The 18290-nt window shown below is 66.0% G+C and carries 16 protein-coding genes and 1 pseudogene; 9 read left to right on the top strand and 8 right to left on the bottom strand.

From position 1 onward, the window contains the following. Positions 1–7: 7 nt before the first annotated feature. A complete protein-coding gene (locus RYH80_RS15715; RefSeq protein WP_370904966.1) occupies positions 8–994 on the bottom strand; it encodes an ABC transporter permease subunit in 987 nt (328 codons plus the stop codon). 393 nt (positions 995–1387) lie between these two features. Between RYH80_RS15715 and RYH80_RS15710 the strand changes: the two genes are divergently transcribed. The 4 genes from RYH80_RS15710 (at position 1388) to RYH80_RS15695 (ending at position 6687) form a co-directional block, all read left to right on the top strand. After that, the gene (locus tag RYH80_RS15710) at positions 1388–2791 is read left to right on the top strand and encodes an ABC transporter permease (RefSeq protein ID WP_370904965.1); all 1404 of its coding nucleotides are present in this window, start codon (positions 1388–1390) and stop codon (positions 2789–2791) included. Between the two features lie 419 nt (positions 2792–3210). After that, on the top strand, positions 3211–5346 hold the full coding sequence (locus RYH80_RS15705) for a hybrid sensor histidine kinase/response regulator (protein WP_370904964.1): 2136 nt from the start codon (positions 3211–3213) through the stop codon (positions 5344–5346). Positions 5347–5697: 351 nt separating this feature from the next. Continuing rightward, positions 5698–6219, top strand: a complete 522-nt coding sequence (locus RYH80_RS15700; protein WP_370904963.1) for a copper resistance protein CopD — start codon at positions 5698–5700, stop codon at positions 6217–6219. Positions 6220–6501: 282 nt separating this feature from the next. Further along, the gene (locus RYH80_RS15695; protein ID WP_370904962.1) at positions 6502–6687 is read left to right on the top strand and encodes a hypothetical protein; all 186 of its coding nucleotides are present in this window, start codon (positions 6502–6504) and stop codon (positions 6685–6687) included. Between the two features lie 7 nt (positions 6688–6694). On the opposite strand, the gene RYH80_RS15690 is transcribed toward RYH80_RS15695, so the two are convergent. The 3 genes from RYH80_RS15690 to RYH80_RS15680 form a co-directional block, all read right to left on the bottom strand. Next, positions 6695–7564 carry a universal stress protein gene (locus RYH80_RS15690; RefSeq protein ID WP_370904961.1) on the bottom strand — a complete coding sequence of 290 codons (870 nt, stop codon included), beginning with the start codon at positions 7562–7564 and terminating at the stop codon, positions 6695–6697. A gap of 116 nt (positions 7565–7680) precedes the next feature. Continuing rightward, the gene (locus RYH80_RS15685) at positions 7681–9066 is read right to left on the bottom strand and encodes a hemolysin family protein (RefSeq protein WP_370904960.1); all 1386 of its coding nucleotides are present in this window, start codon (positions 9064–9066) and stop codon (positions 7681–7683) included. Continuing rightward, the gene (locus RYH80_RS15680) at positions 8955–9515 is read right to left on the bottom strand and encodes an MMPL family transporter (protein ID WP_370905130.1); all 561 of its coding nucleotides are present in this window, start codon (positions 9513–9515) and stop codon (positions 8955–8957) included. The genes RYH80_RS15685 and RYH80_RS15680 overlap by 112 nt, the downstream gene beginning before the upstream one ends. 229 nt (positions 9516–9744) lie before the next feature. Here RYH80_RS15680 and RYH80_RS15675 point away from each other — a divergent pair, with 229 nt between their 5' ends. Continuing rightward, a complete protein-coding gene (locus RYH80_RS15675) occupies positions 9745–10587 on the top strand; it encodes a DUF4097 family beta strand repeat-containing protein (RefSeq protein WP_370904959.1) in 843 nt (280 codons plus the stop codon). A gap of 152 nt (positions 10588–10739) precedes the next feature. Here the strand turns inward: RYH80_RS15675 and RYH80_RS15670 are convergent, their stop codons facing one another. Next, positions 10740–11129, bottom strand: coding sequence for a hypothetical protein (locus RYH80_RS15670; protein ID WP_370904958.1), 390 nt, complete (start codon positions 11127–11129; stop codon positions 10740–10742). A 399-nt stretch (positions 11130–11528) separates the two neighbouring features. Between RYH80_RS15670 and RYH80_RS15665 the strand changes: the two genes are divergently transcribed. Next, entirely contained in the window at positions 11529–12344 is an 816-nt protein-coding gene (locus RYH80_RS15665) for a transcriptional regulator TbsP domain-containing protein (RefSeq protein ID WP_370904957.1), read from the top strand. Positions 12345–12643: 299 nt separating this feature from the next. On the opposite strand, the pseudogene RYH80_RS15660 reads toward RYH80_RS15665, so the two are convergent. Further along, a pseudogene (locus RYH80_RS15660) lies at positions 12644–12997 on the bottom strand (class I SAM-dependent methyltransferase); the annotation flags it as partial. A 279-nt stretch (positions 12998–13276) separates the two neighbouring features. Continuing rightward, entirely contained in the window at positions 13277–13936 is a 660-nt protein-coding gene (locus RYH80_RS15655) for a nucleotidyltransferase domain-containing protein (protein ID WP_370904956.1), read from the bottom strand. A gap of 426 nt (positions 13937–14362) precedes the next feature. Here RYH80_RS15655 and RYH80_RS15650 point away from each other — a divergent pair, with 426 nt between their 5' ends. Beyond that, positions 14363–15475 carry a WD40/YVTN/BNR-like repeat-containing protein gene (locus RYH80_RS15650; RefSeq protein WP_370904955.1) on the top strand — a complete coding sequence of 371 codons (1113 nt, stop codon included), beginning with the start codon at positions 14363–14365 and terminating at the stop codon, positions 15473–15475. Beyond that, entirely contained in the window at positions 15472–16458 is a 987-nt protein-coding gene (locus RYH80_RS15645; RefSeq protein ID WP_370904954.1) for a WD40/YVTN/BNR-like repeat-containing protein, read from the top strand. The genes RYH80_RS15650 and RYH80_RS15645 overlap by 4 nt, the downstream gene beginning before the upstream one ends. Positions 16459–16516: 58 nt before the next feature. Here the strand turns inward: RYH80_RS15645 and RYH80_RS15640 are convergent, their stop codons facing one another. Next, a complete protein-coding gene (locus tag RYH80_RS15640) occupies positions 16517–17095 on the bottom strand; it encodes a DUF7344 domain-containing protein (RefSeq protein WP_370904953.1) in 579 nt (192 codons plus the stop codon). A gap of 528 nt (positions 17096–17623) precedes the next feature. Here RYH80_RS15640 and RYH80_RS15635 point away from each other — a divergent pair. Further along, entirely contained in the window at positions 17624–18226 is a 603-nt protein-coding gene (locus RYH80_RS15635; protein ID WP_370904952.1) for a SipW-dependent-type signal peptide-containing protein, read from the top strand. Positions 18227–18290: the final 64 nt, after the last annotated feature.

Genomic DNA, 18290 nt, shown 5'->3' with positions numbered 1-18290 from the left:
GTTCGGATCATCCGCTCGTCTCCCCGTCGCCGGCGTCGACACGCGGGTCGAACAACAGGTAGTACAGTTCTTGGAGGAGATTGACGGTGACGACGACCACCACCGGGAGCAACACCACCGGGAACACGAGTCCCGGGCGCCGCGACGCCACCGCCTCGATGGTCAGCGCGAAGATCCCGGGGGTCGAGGTCGCCCACTCGATCACGTAGCCGGCCACGAGCACGGCGCCGAACGCCTCGGACAACAGCAGCGTCGCCAGTCGAGCGGCGGCGTGTGGGAGGAGGTGGACCGCCACGCGGAGCGGCCCGGCACCCTTCGCACGGGCGATCTTGACGAACGGCCGATCTGCGTACTCTGCCAACTCCGTGCCGGCGTACCGACTCTGGATCCCGAACAACACGACCAGCGTCGCTGCGAACGGCGTCGCCGCGGGGAGGAGGTTCCGCGGTGCGAGTGGCGACAGAGAGGGCCTGTACCCGGTCCCGATCACCGTCAACTGGGTCGTCTCCGCGAGGAAGACCGGGACGAACGTGTTCGCCAGGTACGCGAACAGGAACGCCGGCACGCTGACGACGAGGACCGCCAGCGGTCGCGTCCACGCGTCGAGTGTCCGGTCGCTGGCGGCCGCGTACAACTGCACACCCGTCCCGAACAGCAGCGCGACCAGCAGTGCCGGGAGGAAGTACACGGCCGTGAACCCGAGCGCGTCGCCCACGAGCGCCGTCGCGGCCCGCGTGTCCGGTCCGCCGACAGTGCCCCACTCGCCGGTGAGGAGTCGCACCGCCCACTCGACGTAGCTGTCCAGGAGAGATACGTCGCGGCGAGCGAACATCGGGTCCGGGGACGTGCGGACGCCCTCGAACGTCGGGGCGTAGCCGAAGCTGCCGAGGTTGCGGTTCGGGACGAACGACTGCGCGAGGAACGCGAGCGTGTAGACCAGCGGGACGACGGAGAGCGTCCGGCCGATCCGGGCGAGGAGTGACAGTCTACGCACGAAGACTCACCTCCGCTCGAGACCGACACCGGGTCGTGACGGTGTCCTTCCGACAGTCCCGGGTCGCTCCGTCAGTGTGACACGTCTCGACGACACGAGCGGTCGCTGTGACCGCACCGTGTTGAATGTTCCTGCGCCGTCTCGGTCGATTCGGCGCCTGTGTCTCCACGCTGGACGAATCGGGAGGGCACCACCTAAACGAACGATCACGATGTCGGGACACGCTGGGGGCCCGGTGTCGGACGACTGACACTGGTCTCGGGAGACTGGTGACGTGCCGACGGTGACACCCTCCAGAGACGGTGATCGAGCCCGTCGCGTCCGACGCACCCCTCGAGAGCGGTGAGATCGAGCGAAACACACTTCTCCCGTGCGTAGTAGCACCCGACGGCCGTGACGAGAGAGCCAGCGGACGAGCCGGACGAGAGGGCGGCACACGGTGAGAGCGACGAGCGCGACTCGACACCGCGGGCGACGGACGGGCGTAACTCGACACTGCGGGCGGCGGACGGCCGTAACTCGACACCGCGAGCAGCGGAGGGGGGGAACTCGACACCACAGGCGACGGATGTGCGTGACTCGACACCGCGGTCCGCAGCGGAGAGTGTCGCCGAGTTCACCACCGTCGACTGGGACCGGGTCGATCGAGACGGTCGCACCGTCTCGTGGAGAGCGGTCTCCGTGGTGTGTCTCTCGGCGACCGTCGCGGTCCTGGCAGTTGCCGAGGCGCTCCTCGGCGTCTCTCCACCAGTCGGCGCCTCGATCACCCGCGACCTCTCCGCCGTCCAGTGGTTGTTCGCGTGGTCGCTCACGGTCGTCGTCCCCGTCGTCGTCGCGGTCGTCCCGGAGACGAGCGAGCGGCGACGTGCGGTGTGGCAGGGTGTCCGTCGTCGCCGGCTCGCACTGGGCGGCGCCGTGGTGCTGGTGCTGTTCGGTCTCGCCGGACTCCTCGGGCCGGTCCTCGTCCCACCGCCGCAGTTCTCGGCACTCGACCGTGCACAGCCGCCGGTGTGGGGATCGGTCGACGCCGCGTTCGTCTCTCGGTGTGTCGGGCCCGTCGTCGACGGCCAGTGTCGCGGGAGTTGGCAGTACCCACTCGGGACGACGGACCGCGACGGGAAGAGTGTCGTCGCGTTGCTGGTACGTGGGCTCCGCACCTCGCTCGTCGTCGTGCTCGCCTCGACGGCGATCGTCGTCCCGACGGGCGTCGCGGCGGGGTCGGTCGCCGCCACCGTCGGCGGGCGAGTGCGAACCGTGGTGCGGTACGTCGCCGAACTGTTCCAGACGCTCCCGGCCATCCTGGTGTACCTCCTCGTGTTCTGGCTGGTCGTGGAGGGGCGACTCGTCCTGTTGGTCGTCACGCTGGGACTCGTCGGGTGGGGGAGTCTCACGCGCACCGTCGACGCCGAACTCCGACAGCGTCGCGAGGAGGGGTACGTCGAGGCCGCCGTCGCGGGTGGACTCGACGACTGGGCAGTACTCCGGCGGCACCTCCTCCCGAACCTGACACCCACGGTGGTGACGACACTCGCGACGCAGGTGCCGCTGTTCGTCGTGATCGAGGCGTCCGTCTCGTTCGTCGCCATCCCCATCGACTCCCCCGGCACGCCGCTGGCGACACTCGGCGACCCGTCCGTCGTCTCGCTCGGGCAGTTGATCTACCGTGGGTTACTGTCCAGTGGGTTCCCGGTCGCACGCTGGGTCGCCGGAGTGCCGGCGCTCGCGCTCGTCGCCGTCGTCTTCGCCGCGAACGTACTGGGCGACGGGCTCGCGGAGGCACTGAGTCCCGAGCGGTGACCACCGCCAACACTGGTAGGACCGACAGTGAACGGACGACGATGTCAGATCGCCCCGCACAGCAACGATTCGAACCGGACAAACGACACGAGGTCGACTCACGGTCGTGTCGTCGCCCGACAGTCGTTCGAGAACCGAACCACTCGTCTGACAAGTCGTTGGTAGGGTGAGCCTGTTGGTGTGTTCTCGTCGACTGTATGGGATCCATCCGACCGAACAAACGCCGGGAAACTCGAGAGGTTCGAACTCGAGTGGACTCGTTACTACGAATCGATCAACAGTGGATCGTGAACCTCGTTGACACTGTGGTGAGCGTCTCGTCTTACGCCGCGCTGTCCGGGATTCCACAGCATAAATTAATACGAACTTAGTTCCATGTCTACCCGTTATTTATTAGATGGCGACGGTAACGGACTGCTATGGATCCGTCAATCAGGATCCTCCACGTCGACGACGAGCCCAGCTTCGGCGAGTTCGTGGCAGACTATCTCGAACGGCTAGACGACGAGTTCGAAGTCCTCACCGAGACGAGTCCGGAAGAGGGTATACAGAAGCTGCGGAACGAGACCGCGGTCGACTGTGTCGTGAGCGATTACGATATGCCGGCCACGACCGGCCTCGACTTCCTGGAAGCGGTTCGTGACGACTACCCCGACCTCCCGTTCGTCCTCTACACTGGCAAAGGGAGCGAAGAGATAGCCGGCGAGGCGATCTCCAAAGGGGCGACAGACTACCTACAGAAAGGGAAGGGGACCGAGCAGTACGAGATTCTCGCGAACCGCGTGCGGAACGCAGTCGAACAGTACCAGTCCACGAAGGAGGCCGAGGAGACACGACGACGGCTTCAGAACCTCGCCGAGAGTACACCGCACTGTGTCTGGGTCTTCGACAGCGAGTGGGAGGAGTTGTTGTTCATCTCCGGATACGAGGAGGTTTGGGACAGGCCGACGGCGGCGATCAAAGAGGATCCACGTGATTTCTTGCAGGGAGTCCACCCCGACGATCGCGAGTTCGTCAGAGAAGCGATGGAACAGATGTCGAACGGAGAGCCGGTCGACATCGAGTATCGGATCGTCCGTGGTGACGGAGAGACGGGGTGGGTGTGGGTGCAGGGCGAACCCGTCTTCGACGACGGCGGATCGGTCAAGAGTGTCGTCGGGTTCACCCGCGACGTCACCGAGCGAAAGCACCGCGAACACCTGCTCGAACGGTACGAGCAGATCGTAGAGAATCTCCCGGCCGCCGTGTTCCGGACGACACACGACGGGCGGTTCGTCAGTATGAACGACGAGACGGTGGCCGTGTTCGATGCGGACTCCAGAGACGAACTGGAAGACAGGAAGGTGACGGAGCTGTACGTCGACACGGCAGATCGAGAGCAACTACTCCGACGGGTGCGATCCGAGGGATCGGTGAGCGGGTATCAGGTGGAGATGCAGACGCTGTCGGGAGACGAGATGTGGGTCGAGGTGACGATGCGAGCGACGGTAGAAGACGGTGAGGAGTACCTCGACGGTGTCTTACGCGACGTGACCGACCGGAGAGAACGGAGAGAGCGTCTCGAGCGAGCCGAAACCGTGATTCAGAACGCACAGGACGCTCTGTTCCTCGTCGACGTCGACGACGAGTACGAGATCGAACGTGCCAATCCAGCGTTCCAAGAGCGGGTCGGTCTCTCGGCCGACGAACTGATCGGTCGGACACCAGAGGAAGTGTTCGAAGGCGAGCGAGCGACTCGGACGGAACAGAAGTACGAGCAGTGCGTCTACGAACGTGAGACACTCGAGTACGAGGAAGAGTCCCACGTCGACGGCGAGACGACGTACTGGTCGACTCAGATCACGCCGATCACCGTCGACGACACCGTCGAGACGATCGTCGGTGCGACACGTGACATCACCGATCGGAAGCGACGCGAGCGACGGTTCGAAGAACAGAGCGAGCGGTTCGACGAACTCGCTACGGCCGTCTCCCACGATCTCCAGACGCCACTCCAGGCGGCGCGTGGGCGAGCAGAACTCGCTCTCGAGACTGAGGATATGGAACACGTGGAACGAGCACTCGACGCGATCGACCGGACGGACACTCTCAGGGAGAGCCTCGTCGAGGTACTCCGCACACAGGAGGTCGTCCGAGACACCGAACCGGTCGACATCGAGCAGATCGGTCGGGAGGTCCAGACGTCGGTCCAACTGCCAGAGGAACACTCGGTTCGCATCCAAGATGCACCAGACGTCGAAGCAGATCCAGACGCCCTTCGCCGACTGTTCCAGAACATTCTCTCGAACACTGTCGAGCACGGCCCTCCAGACACCACAGTGTGGATCGGAGGTCTCGACGGAGGGTTCTTCATCGAAGACGACGGTCCAGGAATCCCAGAAGCAGAACGCGACAAAGTGTTCATGCCAGGATACACGACGAAGGGAGAAGGGAGCGGGGTCGGACTCGCGAGTGTCCGCCAGATCGTCTCCGCTCACGAGTGGACGATACGTGTAGTAGACGGGCGACGAGGCGGTGCACGGTTCGAGATAACCGACGTCGAGCGGGGTGAGTAGTCCGTGTCCACCGGCCCACTCGCTCCGGTATCGAGTGCAGGGACGACCCTCGACCTGTGCGAGCGACGAGGTGCGTCGGTGAGAGTTCCGGAACCGAGGCGAGTGTCGATCGATTCGTTCGCCGTCTGGTACCCTGTCTGCTAGTCGTCGGTCGACTCCCTCGCCGACGACCGGGTGGTTCCACTGTGCTCGGTCGGTCTCGAAGAGCTCACCGGTGAACACCTCCGTTCGGAGTCGAGGGCGGTGGCTCCGACCGTGTGAGGACCTGTCGAGAGTGCGAGTGGGAGTGGTCTTGCACTGAATTGAGAGAGCTACAGAGACGGAAACGTCGGTGGAACCGAACGCGACACGATGGAACTCACGGGTGCCGACTGGGTGTGGCTCGTCTCGTACGTCTCGCACGTCCTCTCTGGGGCGCTGTGGACCGGGAACGTCTGTTACGTCGCCGCGTTCGTCGTGCCGACGGCGCAACGCGGCGGGCTGAGTCGTGCCGCCTTCGAGCACACCGTCGACGGCGTCCTCCAGATCACCCGACTGACGGGCGTCGTCCTCCCGATCACCGGCGGCTACCAGCTCTGGCGGCTCTACGCCGTCGAGACGCTCCTGTCGACACCCCGCGGGTGGCTCGTACTCGTCATGGGCATCGCGTGGGGACTCACGAACGGGCTCGTCGAACTGGGTGTGCTCGCCGTCAGCCGGGAGATTGGCGAGGTGTCGCTCGCGACGTACTTCCTCGAGCGATTCGAGATGGAATCGGACGGCTCGAATCCAGCGGCGTTGGCGGATACTCTCCGACCGTACGCCCTCGCCGCGGCCGTCTGTTCTGTCGTCTTGCTCGTCGACGCGGGGCTGTTGGCCGCCGGAGTCGTCTGAGTCGGGTGGCGATCGGTCGTCCGAACTCGCCGTCGTTCGGAGGGACGAGAGGGTCGAACCACGGCGTGCCGGGGTGCGAGCGCATCGAACCACAGCACGTCGGAGTGCGAACGTGTACGGAGACGTGTCGCGTGTCTGCACACCTCGGAGTGTATTCAGAGTAGAATGGTCACCCGAGTCTTTCCAGAGTGGTATCCTCACCCGAGTCCCCCCAGAATCGCATCGTCACCCCACTGTATGCCCGAACACTACTTCCGTGTCTCTGCGCGACGGAGACACACTGTGAGATCGACCGACGATCCGACCGAGAGCACCACTGACAGCACCGCCCAGAACAGCACTGGCAGCACTATCGAGAACGGCACCGACGCCGATCCGATCTGGACGACGACGCGTGTCCCGCCGACGGACGAGGAGACGGCCGACACCGCGGCCGAGCCGGGGCGGACGACGCGCCGGCTCTACTGAGCCCCGGTCACTCCGCCGGGTTCGCCACCGTCAGTACTGGCACCGGCGCGGAGCGGACGGTCTTCTCGGCGACGCTCCCGAGGAGGATGCGGTCCGTCCCGCGACGCCCCGTCGTCCCCATCCCGACGGCGTGCACGTCGTTCGCCTCGACACCGTCGAGAATCTCCTCGACCGGACTCCCGTGTTCGACGTGCTCGACCACCTCCACGTCGTGTGCGGCCGCCTCGTCGGCGACCGCGTCGACGGCCTCTCGTGCGGCGGCCTCGCTCTCCTCGCCGGACTCCGTCGCCCGGAGGTCCACGCCGAGGCCGTCGTCGTCGACGACCGAGAGCACGTGGAGCGTGGCGTCCGACGCGGCGGCGAACTGGACGAGGTGGGTCGCGGCGCGTGTCGCCGCCTCGCTCCCGTCGGTCGGGACGAGAATCCGCTCGTACGGGAACTCCAGTGACTCGTCCTGCTGCATCCTGACCGAGAGAACGGGGACCGACGACAGCCGGACGACCTTCTCGGAGACGCTGCCGATCAGGTACCGCGAGAGCCCCTCACGACCGTGTGTCGGCATCACGATCAGATCTTGATCGAACTCTTCGGCGTAGTCGACGATGGTCGGTGCGGGGTTCCCCTGGACCACGTCGGTGTCGTAAGCGACACCCAGCGAGTCCAGCGTGCGTTCCGCCTCCTCGATCGTGTCCTCGCCCTCCTGGACGAGGGCGTCGACCGTCTGCCCCTCGACGACCGTGACGCTGTCTCGGGTCGTGTCGGCGACGTAGAGGACGTGTATCTCCGCGTCTGCCCAGAGTGCGAGTTGGCTCGCGTGGTGGAGCACCTCTGCGGCACCGTCGCTCCCGTCGTACGGGACGAGTACGTCGTCGTACATGGTTCGGTACCGGAGATGCGACGACGGAGCCTGAAGAAGCTTGTACCTCGGTGGCTCGCGGGCAGTGGTCGCCCACCGGGTCGGTCGGCGTCGAGAACCGCCGAGCGGTGTGTCGCTCAGTCGGACTCTGCGTCGCTCGTCGCCACGTCTTCGACGGCGTCGGGCACCTCGCGGTCCACACTCACGCGGACCTCCTGGATGCGGGTGTCCGACACCTGCTCGGCGCGGACGGTGACGTTCTCGTACTCGAACTCCTCACCCTGTTCGACGAGCCGGCCGGCGCGGTTGAACATCGACCCGGCGATGGTCTCGAACTCCGCGCCCTCGGGGAGGTCCACGTCGAGTGCCTCGTTGACCGCCTCGATCCGCACGTCACCCTGGACCAAGACGGTGTCGTCGTCGACGAACTCGATCGGGTGGTCCTCGTCGCCGACGAGGATCTCGCCGACGATCTCCTCGGTCACGTCCTCCATCGTGATCAACCCCTCCGTGGCGCCGAACTCGTCGATCACGACGACCATGTGGACCCGCTTCTCGCGCATCTCCGAGAGCAGGTCGTCGACGTTCTTCGACTCGGGGACGTGCAGCGTCTGCTCGATCACGTCCGACACGGTCAACTCGTCGAACGTGTCGTAGTCGGCCTCGCGGAGTTCGCGCACGTCGAAGACGCCGGTCACGTTGTCCAGCGAGTCGTCGTACACCGGCAGGCGGGCGTGGCCGGACTCGATAGCGGTCCGGATCGCCGACTCGACCGTCGCGTCCTCGGGGACCGCGGTCATGTCGAGTCGGGGCGTCATCACCTCCTTGGCGGTCGTCTCGTTGAACTCCAGCGTCCGCTGGAGCATCTGGTGTTCGTCCTCGTCGAGGATGTCCTCGCGTTGCCCCGTCTCGATCATGTTCCGGATCTCCTCACGAGAGACGTACGACGACTCGATCGCCGAGTTGCCGCCCGTGATCTTGTTGACGGTCTTCGTGAGGTAGTAGAACAGCGTGATCAGCGGGAACAGTATCTTCCCGACGATCTTCAGTCCCGGCGCGACGGTGCGGGCCCACGAGTCGGTGTTCTCGACGGCGTAGCTCTTCGGCGCACTCTCCCCGAACAGCAAGACGAGCGACGTGATCCCGAACGAGGAGACGAGTACCGCGGTCCCCGCGTCGAAGTAGAACCCGACGATCGTCGTCGAGATCGACGACATCGTGATGTTGACGAGGTTGTTCCCGACCAGGATCGTCACGAGTAGTCGGTGGGGGTCCTCTTTGAGCGACTGCACCACCCGTGCGCCGCGTTTCCCCTGCTCGACCATCGCGTCGACCTGGTGGGCCGGCAACGAGAACAGCGCGATCTCCGACGACGAGAAGAATCCCGATCCCATGATGAGGAACAGGATCATCAGTACGCCGATCCCAGTGAACGCCGTCTGTCCCAGTTCGATACCCAGGACCGGGACGGTGTACAGCGGCACACCGCCCCCGGAGGCCAGTGCGAACACGGGTGGATCCATAGCGGTCGGACTTGCCCGACGAGCAGATTAACCCTTGTGAATCGGCACACTGCGGACCGCTGTACCGAGACCAGAACGACCCGTCGAGCGGGTCGCTCAGTCGTCACTCGGAGCCACGGTGGTCGATCCCGTCGCCGCGTCGACACCACCGGGGCGTACCGCGCCCAGAGTGCGAGGAGACTCGGGAGGACGAACAGCGCGACGACGAACGACAGCGCCAACGCGAGCACGACCAGCGTCCCGAAGCTCTGGAGTTGCGGGTGCGGGTGCAACAGCAGCGCCGAGGACGCGTCGGTCGAGGTGAGCGTACTACCGGGCAGCGCGGCTCCAGTGCTGGTCGACGCGGTCTGGTTCGCCTTGAGCTCGTCGACCCTCCCACAGCCGACGGCGGTGGTCTCGAAGGCCGGATCGGCAGTGGTCGACTCGACGGGCGGGCGGAGTTCTCTCACCACCGGGGTCGACGACCGTGTGCGAGACGGGGCGGAGAGATCCACTCACCGAGACGCGGCCGGCGAGCAGTTTGTGTCACTCCACACGCGACGGTCACGACTCCGGTGTCGGATCGCAGGACACGTCCGCTTCGGTACCGAACTGGAGGTGTCACAGGTGGTGAGACAGTGGTACAGTTCGAGAGAGCCACCTCGTCGGTTCATGTCCCACCGGAGTCTCTGCGAGAGCGTGAGACAGACACAGCGACGAGAGACGACACGGCGAACGGTCCTCGGTGCAGTCGGGAGTGTGGCGGCGGTCGGCCTCGCGGGATGTGTCGGGCCCTCCGACGACGAGCGCGAGACGGCGACCGTCGAGCACACACTCTCGGCCGACGACGTCGACGAACTCGCAGTCTCGGTGGACGACGCAGAGACGACGGTCCGCCAGTGGGACGAGTCGACGGTCCGGATCGAGGCCGAGAAGTACGCCATCGGGCAGACGAAGCTCTCCGAGGTCTCGGTGACCCGAGAAGTGTCCGGCGGGGTGTTGAACGTCGGCGGGGAGTACACCTCTGGCATACAGTTCGGTGTCGTCGGAGGTGGCGTCGAACGTCTCGACGTGCGTGTTCCCGCGGGCGTGGAGATCGGTCGTGTCGACGGCGACGACGGGAGGATAACCGTGACGAATCTCTCGGGTACCGCCGACATCGACGTCGAAGACGGCGACGTGACGGTCGACGGCGTCGACGGGCTCCGTGGCGAGATCGACGACGGGTCGATCGAAGCAGCGTCTCCCGTCCGACTCGGCGACGTGACCGGCGGCGACGCCAGCGTCGACCTCGCAGTCGGCGGGACGGACGGCGACACCACCGTCGAGTGTGACGACGGCCGCATCGTCGTCCGAGTCGCTCCGGGACTCGACGCCACGATAGTGGCGGAGTCCGACGACGGGAACGTCCAGTTCGCGGACGGCGCAGTCGACAGCGTCGAGTCGACCGGCGACGACACACTCCGCGGACGGGTCGGTGCGGGCGGTGACCGACTCCGGTTGGCCGTCGACGACGGACGGATCGTGGTTCGGCCACTGTGACGACCGGTTTGTAAACCGTAGAGTACGATACAGAAGTCGAACGCGCGTCACTCTCGGAGTGACCGGCGAGGGGGACGAGGGCGTGGAGTAGTGTCCCAGTGCACGTCGCACCCGCTCGCACACGGCAGCAGTGGTCGGACCCCCAGTACCGGCTACCGGAGACCGGCCAGTGCTTGCGAGAGAGTCGCCTCGAGGACGAGGATCGAGAGTGCGGCACCGGCGAGAGCCACGGAGACGGTCGGGAGGTCGAACAGGGAGAACGCGACGAAGAGGACGATCGAACCGACGAGTCCGACGCGGTAGCGGAACTGCAACTGTTCCGTGCGGCGCTGACGGGCCTCGATTCGATCGAGGCGGTCGACAGTGCGGTCCAACCGTTCGAGCACCTCGCCGCCGTCCGGCGTCGGTCGGCGGAGGTGGTCGTCGACGGCGTGGTGGACGGCCGCCGCCTCCGAGAGGTCGTGTTCCTCTGCGTACGCTCCGACCGCGTCGGCCGTGTCCGGGTCCAACTGAACCACGAGTTCGTCACCGTCGCTGCTCATACGCAGACGGTGTCCGCCCGGGCGGTTAGTCGTTGGGAGACGGGTCGGCGAACGCCTGATCGAAAGGCCGTCGAGAACTGCGGACACGGTGGGGTCCCAGAGGGACGGACTCCTGTGGTCTCTGTCGTGCAGAACTGCGGACACGGTGGGGTGGGTTCGCGAGCCGACCCGAGCCCGTCACCGAGTCGATCGACCCGCTCGTCGCCACGACGACGGTGTACCGACGACCGGGACTCACGGCCGCGGACGAACGGCTGCGACCCGGGGCAGATCCGTCGGTTAGTCCACCGTCACCCTGTTCGTACGCTCGCGTCGTATAGTTCCAGTTATGTTTCTGTCTTACATCATCACGACACTATCGCTAATAGTAAGTACCGTACCCACCAACTGTGGGTCGACATGTCAGACCACACGACTGCGGAGACGCGAGCGGACCTGCTCGCGACGCTGTTCGCCGACACGGACGGCGACACACTGCTCGTCGATCCGCCGGCTTCACTGTTGGCGGCGCTCGGGCGGCTGGAGACAGACGCCCTCCCGGAGCGGCTGGACGTGCTCGCGCGCGAGGAGCCGCTGAAGACTGTCCGGAACGACTTCCTCGTCGCCTCGGACCTCGCAGACCACGTGGAGGCCGACCGCCTCACGCTGCGTGTTCTCACGGGGACCCGAGAGTCGACACTCCTGGTGACGGGGGAGGCACTGTTCGCCGTACTCGACAGCGAGCAGCTCCGACCAGTCGCCATCCCCGCGGACGACGACACCGTCGTCGCGGACGTGTTCACCACGTACCGAGACCGGTTCGACGAGGCCGAGTCGTTCGGGCTCCGGACGCCGGGTCGGACGCGTGCGATGGAGCAACTCGGTGTCGACGTGAGCGAGGCCGTCCGCGAGGACTTCGAGACCGTGCTCGCCACGCTGGACGAGGTGAGCGACGACACGATCGACGCTGTGTCACTCGCACTGCTGGTGGCCGCTCGCAACGAGGCCCAACTCTACGACATCTCGAAGTGGGGCGAGGACACCGGCGTCGCGTCGAAGGCGACCTTCTCCCGGACGAAGACGGACATCGAGGATCTCGGGCTGATCACCACGGAGAAAGTGCCGATCGACGTGGGTCGCCCACGACTGCGGCTCCTCCTGGCCGACGACGACCTCGCGAGTGCGTCACTCGACGAGTTCGCGACCGTCGCACGAGAGAAGACTCGGTCGGACTGACCACGATCGATCCATCCCGGCCGACTCTGTTCACTGGGTGACGATCTCGCGAGCCCACACTTCCGTCGGTCGGGTCGAAGTTCGGTCTCGCAGACGCTACGTCGTGATGACCACGCCGGATTCACGCGACCGACGGAGCGCCAGTCGTCCTCGTCGACAGCCTTCCAGAAGCTCCGCGGGCGTCGGCCGGTGATCTCCCGGATTCGCTCGTACGTCAGCAGGTTCTCGCCCGCCAACACCAGTTCGAACCGTTCGGGATCCGTCGCAGGGTCTTCACGATACTGCCGACGAGTGTGCTCGTTGGGGTAGTTGAACACCAGTGTCCCGCCGGGCTCGACGTGTGCGAGTAGAGTCTCGACTGCAGTCTCGATATCGGCGACGTAGTGAAGCGTCGCGATACAAGTGACACACGCGTATTGTCGATCTGTGGACAGTTCCGGGAGAGCGCCCCGTCCGAAAGAGACGTTCTCCAAGCCACGGGTCCGGACGAGCGTGCGATTCTCCCGACAGACGGATGCCGCGGCGTCGTAGCCGAACAACTCTACGTCTGGGTGTGTGTCGGCCAACTCGAACAACATGAACGCAGGTCCACACCCGACATCTGCGAGAGACTCCGGGACAGAGTCGAAATACGTCTCGATCCGACGAGCCATTCGCTCGCCCGCGGCACGCATCTCGGTGAGCTTTTGCCGGTCGGTCGTCCTCCAGTGTTCGTCCCAGTCGATGGTATCGGGAAACGACGTGGGGGGCATCGTCGTCGTGTCCGGTCGGCAGTAGAGGGGTAGGTTTCGACGACTGTCACTCTGCGAGAACCGCACGAAAGTGAACGACTGTGTTCGCGGGAGTCGTCGAACCCTGACCGGTGTCGGGTCGGTCTCCCCGCCTCTCGGTCCAGTCCCATCGTTCGAGCCGCCGCCCTGCTGCCTGTCGGGTCACCCGTTCACGTCACTCCGGAGTGCTTCGGTCTCGCGAGAGACGAACCTGCGGAGTTCCTCGGTCGTGTAAGGCGCTACCTCGTCTTCGAGGTACGCTTCGTACACTCGTCGTGCTTTCGAGTGTTCGGTGTCGGTGAGTGTCTCGGCGACGTCCTGCTTTCGTAGTGAGTCGGCACCGGCACAGAGTGCACGGAGACGCGCCACCTCACCGGCGAGAATTCGAAGGCCTTCGTCACCGGCATCCGTGACGAGTTGGTCGATCCGATCGAGTCGTCCCGGGAGGGCTTCACGGAACTCCCGGCGAGGGATCGTCGGGAAGTCACCGAGCACGACAGTGTGATGACGGCGGAAGTCGAACTGATAGACGTAGAGGAACTTGAACCGGACGCCAGCATCTGGCTGTCCGAGGTTCGTCTCGTGCTCCCACGCGAGGTCGATCCCTCGGTGATCTATCTCGGACGTGGACTCGCGGAGTACCTCTTCGAGTCGCTCGAGGACGTCAGCCGGGGGGTCGGTGTCGAATACGGCGAAGAAGTCGAGGTCGCCGTGCCCGGGACGGAAGTCACCGCGCTCGTAAGAACCGTACCGGATCAGTGTGTCCAGCGATCGACGGAGTTCACCGTCTGCTGTGAGACACTCGCGAACCGATTCGTCCATCGGAGTTCGTTCGAAACGGCAGGGTGAAAACCACCGACCAATCTGCCACGACACTGGAACGTTCGATACCAGGTTGCTGCTCGTCGAGCGGACGTGGAACACGGGCGAGTCCTCGCCGGATGACGTCCCGACCGACGAGATCGAACTGCGCCTGTGAGCCGTCCCACCCTGTCGCTCGGATGTGAGTGACGTGGGAACTGACGATCTCGTCGTCCGGCGGGTGCTCCCGGCTGGCGGAAACGTACCGGTGTCTCACCGTCTCTCTTGACCTCCCACACGGCACCGCTATACCCGAACACTACCGATGGCTGTGGACCAAACTATAACACGAGTCCCGACGACTGGGGGACCGAGATGGACGAACACACGAGCGGCGCGGCGCGGGGACGACCGGGAGTCCGCGTGGCGGGAGAGTGAGGCGGGCCGATGACCGGAACAGATACCGAGCGACTCGACGCGGTCGGAAGTGGCGACAGTCTAGACGCAGGACGTGGCGTGGTACGCCCCGACACTGCGAGCGAGGTCGTCCTCCTCGCGGGCACCAGAGACGGGCTCTACCGAGTCGAGTTCGACGGAGCGACGGCGTGTGTCCTCGACACCGACACCGTCCACCAGGTGTGCCGGACCGAGGAGGCGGTGTACGCGGCGACAGCCGACGGCCTCTATCGGTCCCGCGACGGGGAGACGTGGCAGTCCACCGGACTCGGAGACCGGACCGTCGTCTCGGTGACACACGATCCGTCGTCGGGGCGACTCTACGCGGGGGTCCGTCCCGCGCAGGTGGCGGTCGGGAGCGAGCGAGCGGCGACACCGGGTGACTGGCGAGCGAACGTCGCGTTCGCTCGGCTCGCGGCGGCGAGCGACTGGTCGACACCGGGGCCGTTCGAGCCGCAGGTGCGGACCGTCGCAGTCCACCCGGGCGATCCAGACCGGATCGTCGTCGGCGTCGAGTCCGAGGGTGCGTTCGGGACGACGGACGGGGGTGAGTCGTGGCAGTCGTTCGGTGTCGGTCTCCACGACGACGTTCACCACCTCCGGTACGCCGACGACGGCGCTCGGCTCGTCGCGGCCACCGGCGGCGGACTGTACCAGACGCGTGCCACTCGAGGCGGAGCGGCCGGCTCCGCGGACACCGCTTGGACCTCGGGCGCACACGGTGACGAGCCGGAGCCGACGGAGCAGGCCCGCTGGGTGCGGCTGGACACCGACACGGATCGGTTCCGGTTCGGCTACCACCGAGAGGTGGCCGTTCACGACGGGGAGCTGGTGACCGCCGCGCTGAACGACGGACTGGTGACGTACGAGGACGACGTCGCGGCCGTGGTCGCCCGCTACGACGGTCACCGGCGACAGATCCTCCACGAGGTGGGTGCGGCGTTCCCGCTGTCGTGGGCGAGTCTCGCAGGTCGTCTCTTCGGGGGTACGAGAGACGGTGGTCTCCTCCGTGTCGACGTCGGCGGTGTCGAGCGGTGCCCCGTCTCGCTCCCGAGCCGGGTGAAGAGTCTCGCGGTGGCACCGGAGACGGAGGTGGACGCGTGACCCACGTGTACCTCGGGACGAGAGACGGCCTCTACCGGCTCACCGGAGCGGAGGTCGACGACTCCGAGCCAGTCCGTGTTCCCGGCCCGAGCGGACCCGTCGGTGTCGACAGCCACGACGGCAGCCTGTACTGTCGTGGGTCCGACGGTGTGTATCGGGTGGAGACTTCCGGAACGAGCGAGTCGTCACCGACCCACGTCGAGTCGATTCCGGTCCCGACGGACGAGCCGACACACCTCCACGTCGACGGCGAGGGGTTCGTCGTCGGAGGGCGAGCTCCACTCGCGGTCCACAGGTCGCCCGACGGCGAGCGGTGGGAGACGGTCGAACTGCCCGATTTGGACCCTGCGCGACGGTGGATCGACGGCTCGGCGGTCGTCGTCTCCGAGGCCGGTGGACGCGTCTCCGACACACTCCGGACGGACGACGGGCTCGCGGTCGCGGTCGAACGGACGGGTGTGTTTCATCTCGCAGACGGGGCGTGGGAGTCGCGACACCAGGGGCTCGCCGAGGACGTCCACGACCTCCACAGAACACCCGACGGCGAGTGGGTGGCGGCGACGGGTCACGGACTCTACCGGACGACAGACGACGGAGTGTCCTGGCGACGGCTCGACACCGGACAACTGTTCCAAGGGTACACCTACTTCCACGAGTTCGCTCGCCTCGACGGCACGCTGTACACGAGTGGGGGACGACACATGCCCGGTGACTGGCCGGGTGCCGACGCGGAGGCGCTCGTGTTCGCGATCGGCGACGGGCGGTGTCCACTCCGTGCCGCACCGACCCCAGACACGACGGCGTACACGTGGGCGCTGTCGGCCGAAGGAGGGTGGCTGTACGCCGGCACGGCGACGGCGGACGTGGACGAACCGGACCGCGCCGAGGGAGTGTGCTACCGCCGCGAGACCGGGTCGTCGTCGTGGGCCGAACTGTGTCGCACGCCCGACCCGGTGGTGTCCGTCGCGGTCGTCACGGAGTGAGCGGCCCGTCCTCACACCGTTCCGGCGGGGGAGTGGTGCGTGTCGGGTGACGAGGCGGTCACTCCTCGATCTCGACTTCCGGGGGCGTCCCGTCGCCGCTCAGCTTCGTCCCGCCGACGTAGTACGTGTGGGCCAGCGCAGAGACGGAGAACGCGACCACGACCGCCGCCAGCCACGCCACGTCCGGGAGTGCGTCGAACGGGACGGCGTCGGTGACGACGGCGAAGAGCAGCGCGAGCGAGACGCCCGAGAGGCCGAGGTAGTACTGGTTCCACGGCATCTCGCGGCCCCGTACCACCTCCATGTACACCTCGTACTCCTCGAGCGTCGGCTGTGGACGAACGACGGACGCCCGGTCGTCGTAGTCGACGAGCCCCGCTTCGGCCAGTTTCGGGATGTGCGACTGCTGGAGCGACGTGTACACCCGTTTCCGCTCGTCACTGGTCACCGCCGACTCTGGCTGCTCGTTCTCCCACGCCGCGATCCGCTCGGCCAGGTCACCCAACTCCACCTCTTCGGTCCCGCTGATCGCGAACACTGCGTAGCGTCGTCGCCGGTTCGAGAGGATGTCGAACAACACCTCCTCTTCGCTCTGGTTCGACCCCTGCCCCTGGAGCAGTCGTGCTCGACTTCCCATACCGTGTCTCTCGTGTAGCGGGGGTATAATATCTCCGAACCGAACATATCATAAACGAGTAGAATTAGCCACATTCTCGGTATAATACGTCCGGTATTAATTGTCTCGTACGGCGACACTTGCCGGGTCGAGTCGGGAGCGTGGGTATCCAGAGTCGGAGAGAGTGGTGTCGTGGACGGGGCGTGTCCGCCCGTGGGAGGTCGGTCGACGGAGGTGGGTGTCGAACGAGATGCGGTGGCGGTCTCGGTGGGTGAAAGTGGAGAGAACGGCCCGTAGCGGCCGTTCAAGCACCGCTTGACCGTCTCGGACGGGGATCGAAGGCCTCGTTTGAACGTTCGGTAGGGATCGATTGATGAGCGTTCCGGCTGCGCTTGTGTCCGTTCTCGCCGGTCGTTCCGATCTTCTCTCCGTTCTTGACCGAGTTCTCAGAACTCATAACAAGTACGGTGGGGGTCGTTGGGTACTCCCACGAGAGCGATGGTCGGAAACGAGTCGGTACCCCTCACGCGTCGGCGGGTCCTCGCGGCGGTGGCCGGTCTCGGAGCGGCCGGGAGCGGTGCCGGTGCGGGGACGTACGCGGTGTTCCGCGACGCGGAGACGAGTTCCGGGAACACGGTGCGTGCGGGGACGCTGGATCTCGACATCGGGTCGAACGACGAGCGGGCACTGATCGGGCCGGACGCGACCAGTGTCGAGCCCGAGGAGACCGGAGGGCGTGAACTCCTCGTCTCCAACGAGGGGTCGATTCCGGGTGAACTCGCGTTCGGTATCGACGACGTTCGGGACCTCGAGAACGGCCGCGAGAAGCCCGAGCTGGAGGCCGGGGACGAGACGGGCGGTGACCCCGGTCGCGGTGCCGGGGAGTTGTCGTCGGTGTTGGAGTTGCGGATCGCCGTCCGCCGCGACTCCGACGAGCCGCCAGTCGCGCACTTCGTCGGCGGCGCAGACGAGTTCGCGACCGTCGCGGACGTGCCGGTCGGGGAAGAACTCGGGAGGGTCGCGCTCCCGGCCGGTGGCGACGTGGTCGTGGAGACGACGTACCGCCTGCCGACGGACGCGAGCAATCGCGTCCGGACGGATCGCGTTGAGGTGACCGCGACGTTCGAGTTGACGCAGACGGTGTCCGACTGAGGTCAGCCACTAGCGAGTCACGTGTACGCGAGAGCGTACACGCGAGATGATACACGGCGTTCAC

Source organism: Halobaculum sp. MBLA0147 (genome assembly GCF_041361345.1).
Lineage (GTDB): Archaea > Halobacteriota > Halobacteria > Halobacteriales > Haloferacaceae > JAHENP01.
The sequence above is the reverse complement of the archived record's forward strand: the minus strand, read 5'-3'. Positions and strand labels throughout refer to the sequence as shown.

Coding starts and splice junctions, on each gene's coding strand:
- RYH80_RS15640 (WP_370904953.1), bottom strand. CDS start 17,095: ATGGGAAGTCGAGCACGACTGCTCCAGGGGCAGGGGTCGAACCAGAGC.
- RYH80_RS15685 (WP_370904960.1), bottom strand. CDS start 9,066: ATGGATCCACCCGTGTTCGCACTGGCCTCCGGGGGCGGTGTGCCGCTG.
- RYH80_RS15665 (WP_370904957.1), top strand. CDS start 11,529: ATGTCAGACCACACGACTGCGGAGACGCGAGCGGACCTGCTCGCGACG.
- RYH80_RS15670 (WP_370904958.1), bottom strand. CDS start 11,129: ATGAGCAGCGACGGTGACGAACTCGTGGTTCAGTTGGACCCGGACACG.
- RYH80_RS15705 (WP_370904964.1), top strand. CDS start 3,211: ATGGATCCGTCAATCAGGATCCTCCACGTCGACGACGAGCCCAGCTTC.
- RYH80_RS15650 (WP_370904955.1), top strand. CDS start 14,363: ATGACCGGAACAGATACCGAGCGACTCGACGCGGTCGGAAGTGGCGAC.
- RYH80_RS15655 (WP_370904956.1), bottom strand. CDS start 13,936: ATGGACGAATCGGTTCGCGAGTGTCTCACAGCAGACGGTGAACTCCGT.
- RYH80_RS15700 (WP_370904963.1), top strand. CDS start 5,698: ATGGAACTCACGGGTGCCGACTGGGTGTGGCTCGTCTCGTACGTCTCG.
- RYH80_RS15690 (WP_370904961.1), bottom strand. CDS start 7,564: ATGTACGACGACGTACTCGTCCCGTACGACGGGAGCGACGGTGCCGCA.